At 63.5% G+C, this 14,205-nt stretch carries 15 protein-coding genes (1 of these 15 cut by a window edge); 9 read left to right on the top strand and 6 right to left on the bottom strand.

Annotated elements, in window-relative coordinates; translation table 11 throughout:
• The first annotated feature begins 16 nt into the window (after nt 1-16).
• The 3 genes from mrcB to ybaK are packed head-to-tail and all read left to right on the top strand — an operon-like array spanning nt 17 to nt 3,287.
• Nucleotides 17-2,341, top strand: a complete 2,325-nt coding sequence (gene mrcB, locus B5T_RS19000) for a penicillin-binding protein 1B (protein ID WP_014996144.1) — start codon at nt 17-19, stop codon at nt 2,339-2,341.
• The gene (locus tag B5T_RS18995) at nt 2,317-2,826 is read left to right on the top strand and encodes a tetratricopeptide repeat protein (RefSeq protein ID WP_148279302.1); all 510 of its coding nucleotides are present in this window, start codon (nt 2,317-2,319) and stop codon (nt 2,824-2,826) included. Before mrcB ends, B5T_RS18995 begins: the two co-directional genes overlap by 25 nt.
• Nucleotides 2,823-3,287, top strand: a complete 465-nt coding sequence (gene ybaK, locus B5T_RS18990) for a Cys-tRNA(Pro) deacylase (RefSeq protein ID WP_014996142.1) — start codon at nt 2,823-2,825, stop codon at nt 3,285-3,287. The genes B5T_RS18995 and ybaK overlap by 4 nt, the downstream gene beginning before the upstream one ends.
• A 234-nt stretch (nt 3,288-3,521) precedes the next feature.
• Here the strand turns inward: ybaK and hemL are convergent, their stop codons facing one another.
• The 4 genes from hemL to hemJ form a co-directional block, all read right to left on the bottom strand.
• Nucleotides 3,522-4,811: a glutamate-1-semialdehyde 2,1-aminomutase gene (gene hemL, locus B5T_RS18985; RefSeq protein ID WP_014996141.1), complete on the bottom strand. Its 1,290-nt coding sequence runs from the start codon at nt 4,809-4,811 to the stop codon at nt 3,522-3,524.
• A 144-nt stretch (nt 4,812-4,955) separates the two neighbouring features.
• Nucleotides 4,956-5,594: a thiamine phosphate synthase gene (gene thiE, locus B5T_RS18980; protein ID WP_014996140.1), complete on the bottom strand. Its 639-nt coding sequence runs from the start codon at nt 5,592-5,594 to the stop codon at nt 4,956-4,958.
• Complete coding sequence (gene thiD / locus B5T_RS18975) at nt 5,591-6,481, bottom strand: bifunctional hydroxymethylpyrimidine kinase/phosphomethylpyrimidine kinase (RefSeq protein ID WP_229682904.1); 891 nt, start codon at nt 6,479-6,481, stop codon at nt 5,591-5,593. Before thiD ends, thiE begins: the two co-directional genes overlap by 4 nt.
• A gap of 9 nt (nt 6,482-6,490) precedes the next feature.
• Complete coding sequence (gene hemJ / locus B5T_RS18970) at nt 6,491-6,916, bottom strand: protoporphyrinogen oxidase HemJ (protein WP_014996138.1); 426 nt, start codon at nt 6,914-6,916, stop codon at nt 6,491-6,493.
• Nucleotides 6,917-7,058: 142 nt separating this feature from the next.
• Here hemJ and B5T_RS18965 point away from each other — a divergent pair, with 142 nt between their 5' ends.
• The 5 genes from B5T_RS18965 to B5T_RS18945 all read left to right on the top strand — a co-directional run bounded on the left by B5T_RS18965 (nt 7,059) and on the right by B5T_RS18945 (nt 10,967).
• Complete coding sequence (locus B5T_RS18965; protein WP_041717748.1) at nt 7,059-8,435, top strand: chloride channel protein; 1,377 nt, start codon at nt 7,059-7,061, stop codon at nt 8,433-8,435.
• 163 nt (nt 8,436-8,598) lie between these two features.
• Nucleotides 8,599-9,351 carry a DUF6776 family protein gene (locus B5T_RS18960; protein WP_041717747.1) on the top strand — a complete coding sequence of 251 codons (753 nt, stop codon included), beginning with the start codon at nt 8,599-8,601 and terminating at the stop codon, nt 9,349-9,351.
• Between the two features lie 67 nt (nt 9,352-9,418).
• The gene (locus B5T_RS18955; RefSeq protein ID WP_014996135.1) at nt 9,419-9,856 is read left to right on the top strand and encodes a bactofilin family protein; all 438 of its coding nucleotides are present in this window, start codon (nt 9,419-9,421) and stop codon (nt 9,854-9,856) included.
• A gap of 126 nt (nt 9,857-9,982) precedes the next feature.
• The gene (erpA, locus tag B5T_RS18950) at nt 9,983-10,321 is read left to right on the top strand and encodes an iron-sulfur cluster insertion protein ErpA (protein WP_188832148.1); all 339 of its coding nucleotides are present in this window, start codon (nt 9,983-9,985) and stop codon (nt 10,319-10,321) included.
• Nucleotides 10,322-10,424: 103 nt separating this feature from the next.
• Nucleotides 10,425-10,967 (top strand): phosphatase PAP2 family protein, encoded by a 543-nt coding sequence (locus tag B5T_RS18945; RefSeq protein ID WP_229682903.1) that lies wholly within the window; start codon nt 10,425-10,427, stop codon nt 10,965-10,967.
• On the opposite strand, the gene B5T_RS18940 is transcribed toward B5T_RS18945, so the two are convergent.
• Both B5T_RS18940 and B5T_RS18935 read right to left on the bottom strand, forming a co-directional pair.
• Complete coding sequence (locus B5T_RS18940) at nt 10,968-12,059, bottom strand: anhydro-N-acetylmuramic acid kinase (RefSeq protein ID WP_014996132.1); 1,092 nt, start codon at nt 12,057-12,059, stop codon at nt 10,968-10,970.
• The gene (locus B5T_RS18935; protein ID WP_014996131.1) at nt 12,049-13,350 is read right to left on the bottom strand and encodes a peptidoglycan DD-metalloendopeptidase family protein; all 1,302 of its coding nucleotides are present in this window, start codon (nt 13,348-13,350) and stop codon (nt 12,049-12,051) included. Before B5T_RS18935 ends, B5T_RS18940 begins: the two co-directional genes overlap by 11 nt.
• A gap of 295 nt (nt 13,351-13,645) precedes the next feature.
• Here B5T_RS18935 and tyrS point away from each other — a divergent pair, with 295 nt between their 5' ends.
• On the top strand, nt 13,646-14,205 hold the 5' end (the start) of the coding sequence (gene tyrS / locus B5T_RS18930) for a tyrosine--tRNA ligase (protein WP_041717129.1). 640 nt of this gene lie beyond the right edge of the window; the window shows 560 of its 1,200 coding nt (coding positions 1-560); the start codon lies at nt 13,646-13,648; its stop codon lies off the right edge, out of view.

The following is a 14,205-nucleotide window of genomic DNA, read 5'->3' as shown; positions in this document are numbered from 1 at the left end:
CCGTATACTCCCGGCCATGGCAAAAAAAGCGAAGAGAGCGGCTCCGCGCCGCCGTAAGAAGAAAGCGTCGGCGCGGCGCTGGATCAGCGGGCGTTTCCTCGCCAAGGTCCTGGCGGTGGGGCTGGTGGCGATGGCCGCCGGCCTGATCTATCTGGACGCGCTGGTGCAGGAACGGTTCGACAGCCATGTCTGGCAGTTGCCGGCGCGGGTCTATGCCCGGCCGGTGGAGCTGTATCCCGGGCGGGTTCTGTCACGGGCGGACATGCTCAAAATGCTGGAGCTGATGCGCTACCGGCAGGCGCCGGGGGCGCCCACTGCGGGCAGTTATTCGGTGAACGGCAATCAACTGATCATTCACACCCGGGGGTTCCGCGACAGCGATGGCGGCGAACCTTCCCAGCGCCTCAATCTGCGTCTGGGCGGCGGTGAGATTGCAGCATTGCAGGCCGGGCAGGGGGGCTCCCTGGCACGGCTGGAGCCGATGCAGATCGGCAGTATCCATCCGGGGCACAGCGAAGATCGGGTCTATGTGCCGCTGGACCGGGTGCCGCCGCTGATGATCGAGATGCTGCTGGCCACCGAGGACCAGGATTTCTACGAGCACCACGGGGTGTCCCTGCGCGGTCTGGCCCGGGCCATGCTGGCCAATATCAAGTCCGGTCGTCTGGTGCAGGGCGGCAGTACGCTGACCCAGCAGCTGGTGAAGAATTTCTGGCTCACTCAGGATCGCACCCTGTTGCGCAAACTGGTGGAACTGCCGATGGCGGTGCTGCTGGAACTGCATTACAGCAAGGACCAGATCCTTGAGGCCTATATCAACGAAGTCTATCTCGGCCAGGACGGGGCCCGCTCCATCCACGGCATGGGGCTCGGCGCGCAGTTCTATTTCGGTCGCCCCCTGGAGGAACTGGAACCTCATCAACTGGCGACTCTGGTGGGTCTGCTCAAGGGGCCCAGCTGGTACGATCCCCGACGCCGCCCGGAGCGTTCGCTGAAGCGTCGCAACACGGTGCTGCAGGTGGCTCGTCAGCAAGGCGCGCTGAGCGAGGAGGAATTGCACCGCTTCAGCAAGCGGGGGCTTGAAGTGGTGCCGCGAGGCGAGTCGCCGCTTTACGCGTTCCCGGCGTTCATTGATCTGGTGCGGCGGCAACTCGCCCGTGACTATCCACCGGAAGTGCTTGGTGTCGACGGTCTGCGCATCCATTCCACGCTGGATGTGCTGGCCCAGTTGGCGGCGGAAAAGGCGCTGCGTGACCATCTGGAAAGCAAGGACCCCGGCGGCAAGAACCATCTCAATGGCGCGGTGGTGGTGGTGGCGCCGACTCAGGGTGATGTGCTGGCGGTGGTCAGCAATCGCCGCTCCCGGGAGCACGGTTTCAATCGGGCGCTGGACGCGGTGCGACCGATCGGCTCGCTGGTGAAGCCGGCGGTGGTGCTGGCGGCGCTGGAGCAGCCGAAAAAATACAGCCTGGCAACCATCGTCAACGATGAGCCGTTGTCGGTGCCGCTGCGCAATAATGAACCCTGGCAGCCGAAGAATTTCGACAACAAATCCCTGGGCCCCATGCCGATCCACGACGTCCTGGTGCGTTCGCGCAACCAGGCGCTGGCGCGACTCGGCATGGATGTGGGCTTGAACAAGGTCGCGGAGACGCTGAAAACATTGGGCGTACAGCGGGATATTCCACTCTATCCGAGTATTCTGCTGGGCAGTCTGGGGCTGACGCCGTTCGAGGTGGCGATGATGTATCAGCCGCTGGCCACCGGCGGTTTCTCCACGCCGTTGCGTTCGATCACTGATGTGCTTGACAAGGATGGTCAGCCGATCGCTCGTTATCCCATCACCACCGAGGAGGTGCTGCCGCAGGAGCCGGTGTTCGTGCTGCAGCAGGCGATGCAGGACGTGGTCGATCAGGGCACCGGCCGTGGGGTGCGCGCCAAGTTACCGGCTTCGGTGAAGGTGGCTGGCAAGACCGGTACCAGCGATAATTTCCGCGATGCCTGGTTCGCCGGTTTCTCCGCCAATCATCTGGCGGTGGTGTGGGTAGGCCGGGACGACAACAGCCCGGCCGGCGTCAGCGGTTCCTCCGGCGCGGTGCCGGTGTGGGCGCAATTGATGGCTTCGCTGCCGCAACGCAGTCTGTCGCAGAAACCGCCGGCCGGAGTGGAGTGGGTTTGGATGGATCCGTCCGGTACCCTGGTCAGCGGTGAGGGCTGTGATGGCGCCCGCCGCTACCCGATGCTGCCCGCATCGATTCCCGAGGAGGCCGATCGTTGCGGATCCCGTGACGGCGACAAGAAGAAAGGGGTACTGCAATGGTTCAAGGGCTGGTTCGACTGATGCTGCTGGCGGCCATGCTGGCCGGCTGCGCGACGACACCAACGACGGGAACGGGGGGTAGCCACGGCTCTTCCTCCTCCTCTTCGTCCTCGTCATCAAGGCCTTCCGGCGAGCCGCGACAGCAACCGGTGGATGCCCGGGCCGACCTGCAAGGGTCGCCGGCGCTGGCCCTGCTGGATCGTGCCGAGGGGGCCCGCAACCAGGGCAATATGTCCGCGGCCGGACGTTATCTGGAGCGGGCACTGAACATGGAGCCGGACTCCTCCTGGGTGTACCGGCAGCTGGCCAGGTTGCGTCTGGAGGAAGGCGACGCCCAGTCCGCTGAAGGGCTGGCCCTGAGAGCCCTGCGGCTGGCGCCCTACAATCCGGGGTATCAGGCGGAATTGTGGGAGCTGGTGGCCACCGCCCGCGAGCGGCAGGGGGACAAGGAAGGGGCCCGTGATGCCCGGAAGCGGGCTCAGGAACTGCGCCGGGGGACGGCATGACACCGGCGGTCAAGGCCGCCGAAAAAGCCGGCGTGGCCTTTCGGACACACAGCTATCAAGCCGATCCACAGGCTCCCAGCTATGGGCTGGAAGCCGCGGACGCTCTGGGCCTGCCCGTTGAACAGGTATTCAAGACGCTGCTGGCGATGGTGGACGAGCGACCTCAGGTGGCCATGGTTCCGGTGCACAGACAACTGGATCTGAAAGCCCTGGCCAAAGCCGCCGGTGGCAAGAAAGCGGCCATGGCGGATGCCGCCGTGGCGCAACGGCTTACCGGTTATGTGCTTGGTGGCATCAGCCCTTTGGGGCAGAAAAAACGGCTGCCGCTGTGGCTGGACAACAGTGCCGAAAGCCAAAGCGTTTTGTATATGAGCGGCGGTCGCCGAGGCTTGGAAATTGAAATGGCACCGGAGGACCTGCTGGCACTGACCGGCGGCCGCCTGGCGCCGCTGGCCCGCTAACACGCCATTCGCTGCTAAAGCGGAGCACCGCCCGGCAGCCTCCCGCAGACCGGACTACGAAGCCACTGTAGGAGCTTGCCTCGCAGGCGAATGGGCTCTCAGCCAAAAGATTCGCTTGCAAGGCAAGCTCCTACAGCGGCCCTGTGGAGACCTCTGAATTCATGTCCGCGAAGCCGGCAGCTGGCGCGGGGTTTAGCGTGCCAGAGAACTGTGCGGCACCGGGTCCACGGATCGCTACAGCAGCGCCGCGAACGCTTCGCGGGCGGCCTTGATGGTGGCGTCGATGTCTTCGTCGCTGTGGGCGATCGACACGAAGCCGGCCTCAAAGGCGCTTGGCGCCAGATAGATGCCACGGTCCAGCATGGCATGGAAAAAGCGCTGGAAGCGTTCCTTGTCGCAGGCCATCACTTCCGAGAAACGGCTGATCCGGGTCTGCTCGGTAAAGAACAGACCGAACATGCCGCCCACCTGGTTGGTGGTGAAGCCGATTCCGCATTCCCGTGCCGCCATCGACAACCCTTCAGTGAGGCGCCGGGCTTTGGCTTCAAGAGCGTCATGAAAGCCCGGTTCGCGCAGAGCCTGCAACGTGGCCAGGCCGGCGGCCATTGCCACCGGGTTTCCGGACAGGGTGCCGGCCTGGTAGACCGGTCCCAGTGGCGCCAGGCTTTCCATGATCTCGCGGCGCCCGCCGAGGGCGCCCACCGGCATGCCGCCACCGATGATTTTGCCCAGGGTGGTCAGATCCGGAGTAATACCATAAAGGGCCTGGGCGCCGCCCAAAGCGACGCGGAAGCCGGTCATGACTTCGTCGAAGATCAACAGTGCGCCATGCTCGCTGCACTGGGCCCGCAGAGTGTCCAGGAAGCCCTGGGTGGGCGGCACACAGTTCATATTGCCGGCCACCGGCTCGACGATCACCGCGGCGATATCGCTGCCCTGTTGGGCGAACACTTCCGCGACGGCGGCGGCATCGTTGTAGGGCAGTACCAGGGTGTCGGCGGTGACCGCCGCCGGCACGCCGGGGGAACTGGGCGTGCCGAGGGTCAGGGCGCCGGAGCCGGCTTGTACCAGCAGACTGTCCACATGGCCGTGGTAGCACCCTTCGAATTTTATGATCTTGTCCCGGCCGGTGTGGCCGCGAGCCAGGCGAATGGCGGACATGGTGGCTTCGGTGCCGGAGTTGACCATGCGTACCATGTCCATGGAGGGCACCATCTCGCAGACCAGATCAGCCATTTCCACTTCGACCTCGGTGGGGGCGCCGAAGCTCAGCCCGCGAGCCACCGCCTGTTGCACCGCTTCACGTACCGCCGGGGCGTTGTGGCCCAGCACCATGGGGCCCCAGGAACCAACGTAGTCGATATAGCGGTTGTCGTCCTCGTCGAACAGGTATGCGCCCTCCGCCCGCTCGAAGAACACCGGGGTGCCGCCGACACCGTTGAAGGCGCGGACCGGAGAGTTGACGCCACCGGGAATGTGCTTCTGGGCACGGCGAAACAGCTGTTCGGATTGCGTGCGACTCATGGGAACTCCTCGCGAAACGGATCCGGACCCGGCTCACGGAGGAGTCGGGCCGGGGATCATGATGGTGGCATCCGCCACCGGGGATTGAGTGGCATTATGCGTATTCCGGAAACCGGTCGCCACCTCCGTAAGGACCGTTCCGGGTCAGTGGACCGGGAACAACCGGGAGAGCTGGCGCGCCCGGACCTCGATCTCACCGTAGTCGGCGGTGGCGAACAGCCCGTGAATCAGTGCGATCATATTGGCGCCGGCGTCAATCAGCGGCTGGGCGTTATCCGTGGTGATGCCGCCGATGGCGACCAGAGGCTGAGCGAAGCGGTCACGGGCTTCCCGCAGGGTGTCCAGGGTTACCGGCGGTGCCTCGGGTTTGGTGTGGGACGGATAGAAGCGCCCCAGCGCCAGGTAATCCGCACCCTCGGCGGCGCCTTTGGCGGCCAACGCCAGATCGCCGTGGCAGGAGACGCCAATAATCTTGTTGGCACCGAGCAAGGCCCGGGCGGCGGGCACGGCGCCGTCACTCTGCCCCATGTGCACGCCATCGGCATTGACCGCCTGGGCCAGGGCCGGGTCGTCATTGACGATGAACAGCGCGCCGTATTGGCGGCACAGTTCGGCCAGGCGGCCGGCTCGTTCCAGCCGTTGCATGGCGCTGGCGGGCTTGTCGCGGTATTGCAATAGCCGGGCGCCGCCACGCAGCGCGGCCTCGGCCGTGGGCAGCAGGCGCTGATCCGGGATGAGCATGGGGTCGGTGATGGCATAGAGGCCATGCAGGGGGAAGGTCATGGCGTCCTCCTGTCGGGAACGTGCTGGCCCTGGCCCGGCCGCCAAGCAGCGCGCAGGTAGTGATCCACATGGGCCTGTCCCTCCGCCACGGCCTGCTCCAGCGGCATTCCCAGGCCGCGCAGGCAGGCAATGGAGGACGCCAGGGTGCAACCGGAGCCGTGATAGACGTGGGGCAGACGTTGCCAGTGCCAGCTTTGCGTCTCACCGGTGCCGCGAAACAGGTGATTGCTGACCTGATCGGTGTCGTCATGGGTGCCGGTGATCAACACCGCTCTGGCGCCACGCTGGCACAGGCGTTGGCCGCAACGGGCCACGCTTTGCGTGCTCGTCGCGCCCGGGGTTTCATCGTCTCCGGCCAGCAGCCGGGCCTCGGGCAGATTGGGGGTGAGCAGTTCGCACAGCGGCGCCAGTTCGTCGATCATGGCATCACCGAGGGATTCCCGGGTCAGGCTGCCGCCGCTTTCCGCCGCCAGGACCGGGTCCAGAATCACCGGTACACCGGGTAAACGCGCCAGCAGGCGAGCGATGAAGCGGACCGTGGCCAGTGATCCGGTCATGCCGATCTTCACCGCCTGGAAATCGTAGTCGGCGAGCAAGGCGTCCGCCTGGCGCTCCAGCAGGTCGATGTCGGTCAACTGGAAGCCCAGCACATGCTGGCTGTTCTGCACCGTCAGTGCGGTGATCAGCGTGCTGGCCAGTCCACCCAGATCATGGATGGCCTCGATATCAGCGTGAATGCCGGCGCCGCCGGAAGGGTCGTGGCCGGCGATAACAAGAATATTGGGTTTCATGGTGTCGTCGTCGAAAGCCGAAGGGCTGAAAGTGGGACGCCGGGCGGAGGCGCCGACGTATACCGCTAGCGTCAGCTGTTCAACCAAGGGCGTCAAGAGCCCCGATCAGAATGGTTTGACCACCACCAGAATCACGATGCCGACCAGCAACAGCACCGGCACTTCGTTAAACACTCGAAAGAACCGGTGGCTTTTGGTGTTGGCGTCGGCGGCGAACTTCTTCAGGTGAGCCAGGCACATATGATGGTAGCCGATCAGCAGTACCACCAGCGCCAGCTTGGCGTGCATCCAGCCCTGGGTTTTGTACAGGTCCCAGTGGCTGATCAGCATCCACAGGCCCAGCACCACGGTGACGATCATGCTCGGATTCATGATGCCCCGGTAAAGTTTGCGCTCCATGATCTTGAAGCGCTCGCGACTGACCTGATCCTCCGCCATGGCGTGATACACGAACAGGCGTGGCAGGTAAAAAATACCGGCGAACCAGCAGATGACCGCAATCAAATGAAAGGCTTTCAGCCACAAAAACATGGGGTGGGGCTCCTTGCAGCGAAAGTGGCCCAGTGGCTGTACCGGGCTTCCGGGCGTACACTATAACGGCTTTTTTTCAATGATCACGTCCGGGTTGGCGGAGGGCTGGCTGGAGGGCGTGCTTTTCTGCTCGGGGAATCTAGTGAAGAGAGGACCGCGTTCCGGCCGGCTGTTACGTTATTACTTCTTCCGCACGCGGCGCCTTACGCGCAGGCAACTGGGCACCATTCAGGACTGGAAGCTGCGTGCCGTGTTCTGGATCGGTGCCTTGCTGGTCGGGTTGCTGGTGGTGGGGTTCGCCTGGGCGGTGGAACTGGCTTCGGAAACCTTCAACCGCATTCACGCCTATTCGCCTTACATCCCCGTTGTCATGACCCCGCTGGGGATGATGGTGATCATCTGGCTGATGCGCCGCATGGGGCCGGAAGCCCAGGGTAGTGGGATTCCTCAGGTACTGGTGGTGCTGAAGCAACGCTACCATTGGTTGCGCCCGACCTTTCTGTCGCTGCGGGTGATCGCGCTGAAGTTCGTTCTCACCGTGCTCGGGGTGCTGTGTGGCGCCAGTATCGGTCGCGAGGGCCCCAGCGTACAAATTGGCGCGGCGATGATGTATTCGGTGGGCCAGGTCGGACGCCTGCAGCAGAAATACGTGGATAACGCCCTGATCGTCGCCGGGGGCGCGGCCGGGGTGTCGGCGGCGTTCAATGCCCCGCTGGCCGGCATCGTGTTCGCCATTGAGGAACTGTCCGGCTCCTTCGAGCAACGCACCAGCGGCACCCTGATTCTGGCGATCATTCTCTCTGGCGTGGTGGTGCTGATGATCAACGGCCACTACAGCTACTTTGGCCATCCCCAGGGCGATCTGGAGCTGACCGCCAACTGGCTGGCCATCGGCGTGGTGGCGCTCATCTGCGGCTTGCTGGGCGGTCTGTTCAGTCGTCTGCTGATCAGTGGTAGCCGCTGGCTGACGCCACATGCCGTCAGGCACCCGTATCGGGTAGTGTTTCTCTGCGGCGTGGTGCTGGTGGCACTGGGGTTGCTTACCGGCGGCGCCACTTACGGCAGTGGTTACGAGGAGGCGCGCAGCCTGCTGGATGGGGAGCATGTCGGTGACTGGTCCTTCCCGCTGGCGAAAATGGGCGCGACCCTGGTGTCCTATTTCACCGGGCTGCCCGGGGGCTTGTTTTCGCCCAGCCTGGCCGCCGGTGCCGGCATTGGCAGTGCCTTGAGCGGCTGGTTTCCGGAGTCCTCGGTGATCGGCATCACCGTGGTGGCGATGGCGGCGTTTCTGGCCGGCGTGATTCAGCGTCCGATCACCTCCTTCGTGATCGTCATGGAATTGACTGGCAACCGACACGATCTGCTGTTGTCTCTGATGGTGGGCGCTTTTCTGTCCGCCGCGGTATCGAAACTGGTATGGTCGCGTCCATTGTATGATTCCCTGGCGGAGCGCATGGCCAACGGCGCGGGGATGGCGGCCGAGGGGCGGCGCCCCGCGGGTGAGGATAAGACGGCCTGAGTTGCCGGGCCGGACGGCCCTGCCTATTATTTTCCCCGGTCCGGTGGCTTGAATGGCCCGGGGCTTGGGGCGTTACCTGTTTGGAGCATTCTATGGCCTTGGCCGAAACGGCAAACAAACTCAGGGCGTGCATCGCTGATGGCGATAGCGGGTTGTGGTCCTGATGGCGAAGTGGGGCGTGAAAAACCGGTTGGACGATGTGGTGCTGGTGCCGATCAGCCCCTCCACCCAGCGCCGGCGGCGTTTGTTGGCGGGCCTGGCGGGGTCGGTGCTGTGCCTGGCGTGTTTGGTGGGCGGCGGCGCTCTGGTCTGGTGGTATGGTGTGCCGGGGCTGTCGGTGATCGCCGGCGATAGTAGCGAAGGTGAAGAGGACGGTCCTGCCCGGCGCTCTTTGCACCAAGTCAAACAGGAACTGGATCAGGCCCGCAAGGATTTGGCGGTGTACCGCACCGAAGCCCAGGTGGGGGAACAGGCGCGCGAGCAGCTGCGTCAGGAAATCCGGGCCCTGCGCGATCAGCAGGCGGAACTGGAGCAAGCGGTCTCGTTCTACAAGAGTGTGATGTCCCCCAGCGACGAAGATCATGGGCTGGTGGTGCAAAAGCTGGAATTGAGTCCCGCTGAGGGCGAACGGCGGGTGCGTTATCGCCTGGTGCTGGTGCAAACCGGGGAGAACCGGGACGCCCTGTCCGGCCGTGTCAGTTTCACCTTGCGCGGCAGCCGTGGTGGCGAGGCGTTCACTGCCGATGCCGCCGATTACCTGGAAGAGCACAGTGAGGACAGGTTTCAGTTCCGGTATTTTCAGGAGCTTTCGGGTATCGTAACGGTGCCCGCGGAACTGCAGGTGTCATCTCTGGAGGTGACCGCCACGGCATCCGGGCGAAGGACCGCGCAGTCGGAACAACGACTGCCTTGGTGAGCTTCCGGGGGGGAGCGGGGCGTGCTTCGAAGCGCTCCGGTACAACGATAATCATCAGGAGACAACGGTGTTGGGTCGAGATAAGAAAGGCAATGCACAAGGCTTTCGCGACCACACCCTGATTGCCGCCAGTGCCCGCATCTTGGGGGATGTGGAATTCACCGGCGGCCTGCATATTCAGGGGGAAGTGGAAGGGAACATTCGTGCCGGCGATGAAGGCGGACAGCTGATCATCGGTGAAACAGGGGTGGTGCGTGGCGAGATTCACGTGCCGCGGGTCACCATCAACGGCCGGGTCGAGGGCGACGTCAGTGCCGCCGAGCATCTGGAACTGGCCAGCAAGGCGTCGGTGGACGGCAATGTCTATTACATCATGCTGGAAATGGTGATGGGCGCCCGGGTCAACGGTAAACTGGTGCGCATGGACGAGGAACGGCGTAATCTGCCGGCCCCCGGGCAGAAAGCCGGAGAACAGGTCGAGGCGGATCCGGCGGAAACCGTCTGAGCTATCGAGCCTGTTTCAAGCTGATGCCGGTGAGGTTTATGGCGGTGGCACAAGCCGCCGCCGGCTATTCTTGACTAAAACACTCAGGTATTGGACCATGCTCGCCCTGGATATGAAGTGATCATGATGAGCGAATCCGCACCTATTACCCTGACCGAGCGCGCGGCTCAGAAAGTCCAGGAGTTGCGTGATGACGAAGGCAATCCCGATCTGAAGCTGCGGGTGTACATCACCGGCGGCGGTTGCGCGGGGTTCTCCTACGGCTTTACTTTCGATGAGCAGGTTAACGACGACGATACCTCGGTGGACCGGGAAGGCGTGACCTTGCTGGTGGATGCCATGAGTATTCAGTACCTGGATGGCTCCGAAGTGGACTATGAGAAGGGGCTGATGGGCTCCCGCTTCGTGGTCAACAATCCCAACGCCGCAACAACCTGCGGTTGCGGCTCCTCCTTCTCTGTGTAAATCTTTCAAGGGCAATCTCCGTGCGAGACACCCCTGACGGATCGTCATAAAACCGTCACCAAACAGTCAAATCATTGTCTCCACGGGCATGGATGCTGGAGGCATGATGATTCAGCGACCCAGTTTCCAACGTATGACCGCCGCCGACGTGCGTGCCATGTGCTGGCTGTCCAGACAGCCGCGGGCAGCCCGTTGGGCCCGAGCGGCACGCCTGGTATCCCGCCTTGGTGATGGGCCTCTGTACGTGGTGCTGGTGGCTCTGGTGTGGACGCTGCTGGATGGCATCGGCACGGTGTTCGCGCAGGCGGCGGCGATTGCCTACGTCATTGAGGTGCCGGCGTTCATGTTGCTGAAGAATCTGATTCGCCGTCCGCGTCCGGCGGACAGCGTGGAGGCGCTCAATGCCTTCATCAAACCGGCGGACCGCTTCAGCTTCCCGTCGGGGCATACCGCCGCGGCTTCCGTCATGGCCACCCTGATCTGTGTTTTCTTCCCGGCACTGGTGCCCATGGCCGTGCTGTTCGCTCTTATGGTGGGCGCCTCGCGTGTGCTGCTGGGCGTTCACTACCCCACGGATATCCTCGCCGGCGCCACCCTGGGCATCTCGTCCACGCTGAGCGCGCTTTGGATTCTCGGGAGCGTGTGATCAGGGCAGCGTGAGCTGGCCGAGCACCGCGGCCCGGCTGGCTCCGGTGACCGCCGGCGCATTCCCGGTTTCTCCTTCGATCCTGGCCCAGGCCAGCCAGGCAAAAGCGCCGGCTTCCACCCAGTCCGGATGCAGACCAAAATCCTCGGTGGAACACACCGGGATGTCGAGCAGGGCATGGAGGCGGGCGAGTAAATGCCGGTTATTGGCACCTCCGCCACAAACCAGCAGCCGTTGTGGCGCGAAATCGTTAAGGGCGTTGGCGATAGTGCGGGCGGTCAGTTCCGCCAGAGTGCTTTGCACCTGCCGCGCATTGCCGTCCGCTGGCAGTCGCTGTTGCAGCCAGTCCGCGTTGAAATGCTCACGGCCGGTGCTTTTCGGGGGCGGCAACCGAAAATAGGGATCGGCCAGCAGGCTGCTCAGCAGATCCGGCAAGAGGGTGCCGCCAGCGGCCCAGGCGCCGTTCCGGTCATAGGGCTCGCCCTGATGGCGCTGTATCCAGAGGTCCATCAGGACATTGCCGGGGCCGGTATCAAAGCCGCCAATCAGTTTGCCCTCATCCAGTAGAGTGACGTTGGCCATGCCGCCAATGTTGACCACCGCGACCCTTTGCGCCGCCGCGCCGAACAGCCGCTGGTGGAAGCGGGGTACCAGGGGGGCTCCCTGGCCGCCGAGCACCATGTCTTTATTGCGGAAGTTGCTCACTACCGGGATGCCGGTGCGGACGGCCAGGGTGTCCGGGCAGCCCAGTTGAATGCTGAAACCGAGCTCGCCGGGGCGATGGCGAACGGTCTGGCCATGACAGCCCACGGCATGGATCTGCTCCGGTCGGTGACCGGATTGCGCCAGCAAGGCCAGTGTGGCGCGGGCGTAAGCTTCACCGAGCTGACGATGAACGTGTCCGGCCTGGTCGATCTCGTCCGGGCCACTGCGACACAGCTTCAGAATGTCATCGCGCAGGGTATCGGGTAAGGGGAAGCCCTGATGGGCGAGGAGTTGGAAATCCCGCTTGCCAATGCAGGCCAGCACCGCGTCGATGCCATCGACGCTGGTGCCGGTCATCAGACCAATGTAGAGCCCGTCACCGGACATCGCTGCGTGCCAGGGTGGCGGCTCCGGCAAACAGAGTCATCTGCGAGTTCACGCGACGCACCTGGGCCAGGTACTGCTCCTTGTTCCCCGGGCTGACGCCCTGCGCTTTGGGTAGTGGGACGGTTTGCGGATTGCGATGCACGCCATCAATGCGGAATTCGTAGTGCAGGTGCGGGCCGGTGGCGAGGCCGGAAGAGCCCACGTAGCCGATGGTCTGGCCCTGATTGACCCGCGTGCCCACGCGAATGCCCTTGGCGAAGCCGCGCATGTGGGCGTACAGCGTGGTGTAGCGGCGGCCGTGTTGGACGATGATTACGTTGCCATAGCCGCCTTTGACACCGGCGAAGATCACCTTGCCTTTGCCGGCGGCCTTGATCGGCGTGCCGGAGGGGGCGGCATAGTCGGTGCCCTTGTGCGCGCGGATGGTGTTCAGCACCGGATGGCGGCGTCCCGGGTTAAAGCCGGAACTGATGCGGGAAAACGCCACCGGGGTGCGGATGAAGGCTTTGCGCATGGAGTTGCCTTCCGCGTCCAGATACGCCACGGCGCCGTCTTCATCCTGATACTGATAGGCGGTCAAGTGACGGCCCCGGTTCCAGAACTCGGCGGCCAGGATGTCCCCTTCGCCGACTTTCTCGCCGTCCAGGTACAGCTCCTCGAAGAGCACGCGGAAGCGGTCTCCGGGCCGGATATCGAGAACGAAATCCACATCCCAGCCGAAGATGTTGGCCAGTTGCATGGTCAGATTGTCGCTCATGCCAGCGGCCTGGCCGGCCAGGAACAGCGAACTGTTGATGGTGGCGTCGGCGAAGCGGACGCGGCGCTGGTACTCGCGCTGCTCGCTGCTGGCTTGCCAGGTGCCGTCCCCGGTGAGGGTGGCGGTGATGGTCTGGATCCTGGAAGGCTTGTACTTCAGGGCCTGAAGTTCGCCCTGCTCGTTGAGCAAAACCTCGAAGGTCTGGCCGGGGCGGATATTCTTGAGATCCTGCAGGCGCTTGTCGCCGGTCACCAGCCGATGAACCTGGGCGGCGGTAACGCCGCGGTCCTGCAGCAGGCGGCCCAGGGTGTCGCCCGCGGCCACGGTGATGGTCTCCCATTGGGGAGTTGGTTCGGGAGGTGCCGGTTCGGCGGCGAGATCGCTGTCTGGTGCGGATTCGGTGTCCGCCGTCGGAGCCGGTTTGGCGGCGACGGGGGGATCGCCGGCGGCGTTGAGGTTCAAATTCAGGGTCTGCGGGCGTTCGGGTCGACTTTCTCCGGATTCTGGTAACAGGGTCACCAGTGTGACGATCAAAACAAGGCTTCCGGAGAGCAAAAGGTGGGTGCGGGGAAAGTGGCGCACCGATCGACCGAGGGCGGATATATGTTTTCTCATGCTGTTAGTAGCGCTCTGAGTTTGTGCCGCCTGAGGCGATGAAAAAAATATTGCAGCAAAGATACCTGTCTTTATATGTCTTTTACAACTATTCCAAGGTGCTACAATGCCGCGGTTCAAACAGGCTGGTGTTATTGGAGCACCGCTAGCGGCGCTGGTTCCCGGGCTTTCGGGGCGGGAGCGGGGCGCGGATATGGAATGGCAGAGGCAATCGATGATTGATGTGGATCAACAGCTGGCACTGATTCGCCGGGGCGCGGATGAGATTATTCAGGAAGACGAATTGCGGGCTCGTCTGGAAAGCGGACGCCCTCTTCGTGTCAAAGCCGGATTTGATCCCACCGCTCCGGATCTGCATCTGGGGCATACCGTTCTGATCAACAAGCTGCGCCACTTTCAGGATCTGGGGCACCAGGTGATCTTCCTGATCGGTGATTTCACCGGCATGATCGGGGATCCGTCTGGAAAGAGCGTCACCCGGCCGCCGCTCAGCCGTGAGGACGTGCTGCGCAATGCGGAGACTTACAAGGAGCAGGTGTTCAAGATCCTGGATCCGGAAAAGACCGAGGTCGCGTTCAACTCTTCCTGGATGAGCGAGCTGGACGCCGCCGACCTGATTCGCCTGGCCAGTCAGTATACGGTGGCGCGGATGCTGGAGCGGGACGATTTCGATAAGCGTTATCGAGGCAATCAGCCCATTGCCATCCACGAGTTCCTCTATCCACTGGTGCAGGGATACGACTCCGTGGCGTTGCGGGCCGATGTCGAATTGGG

Source organism: Alloalcanivorax dieselolei B5, assembly GCF_000300005.1.
GTDB classification, from domain to species: Bacteria; Pseudomonadota; Gammaproteobacteria; order Pseudomonadales; family Alcanivoracaceae; genus Alloalcanivorax; species Alloalcanivorax dieselolei.
This window is presented reverse-complemented; position numbering and strand designations above follow the sequence as displayed.

Excerpts from the sequence above, each read along its gene's own strand:
- mrcB (WP_014996144.1), top strand. The coding sequence starts at position 17 with ATGGCAAAAAAAGCGAAGAGAGCGGCTCCGCGCCGCCGTAAGAAGAAA.
- B5T_RS18995 (WP_148279302.1), top strand. The coding sequence starts at position 2,317 with ATGGTTCAAGGGCTGGTTCGACTGATGCTGCTGGCGGCCATGCTGGCC.
- ybaK (WP_014996142.1), top strand. The coding sequence starts at position 2,823 with ATGACACCGGCGGTCAAGGCCGCCGAAAAAGCCGGCGTGGCCTTTCGG.
- hemL (WP_014996141.1), bottom strand. The coding sequence starts at position 4,811 with ATGAGTCGCACGCAATCCGAACAGCTGTTTCGCCGTGCCCAGAAGCAC.
- thiE (WP_014996140.1), bottom strand. The coding sequence starts at position 5,594 with ATGACCTTCCCCCTGCATGGCCTCTATGCCATCACCGACCCCATGCTC.
- hemJ (WP_014996138.1), bottom strand. The coding sequence starts at position 6,916 with ATGTTTTTGTGGCTGAAAGCCTTTCATTTGATTGCGGTCATCTGCTGG.
- B5T_RS18960 (WP_041717747.1), top strand. The coding sequence starts at position 8,599 with ATGGCGAAGTGGGGCGTGAAAAACCGGTTGGACGATGTGGTGCTGGTG.
- erpA (WP_188832148.1), top strand. The coding sequence starts at position 9,983 with ATGAGCGAATCCGCACCTATTACCCTGACCGAGCGCGCGGCTCAGAAA.
- B5T_RS18945 (WP_229682903.1), top strand. The coding sequence starts at position 10,425 with ATGATGATTCAGCGACCCAGTTTCCAACGTATGACCGCCGCCGACGTG.
- B5T_RS18940 (WP_014996132.1), bottom strand. The coding sequence starts at position 12,059 with ATGTCCGGTGACGGGCTCTACATTGGTCTGATGACCGGCACCAGCGTC.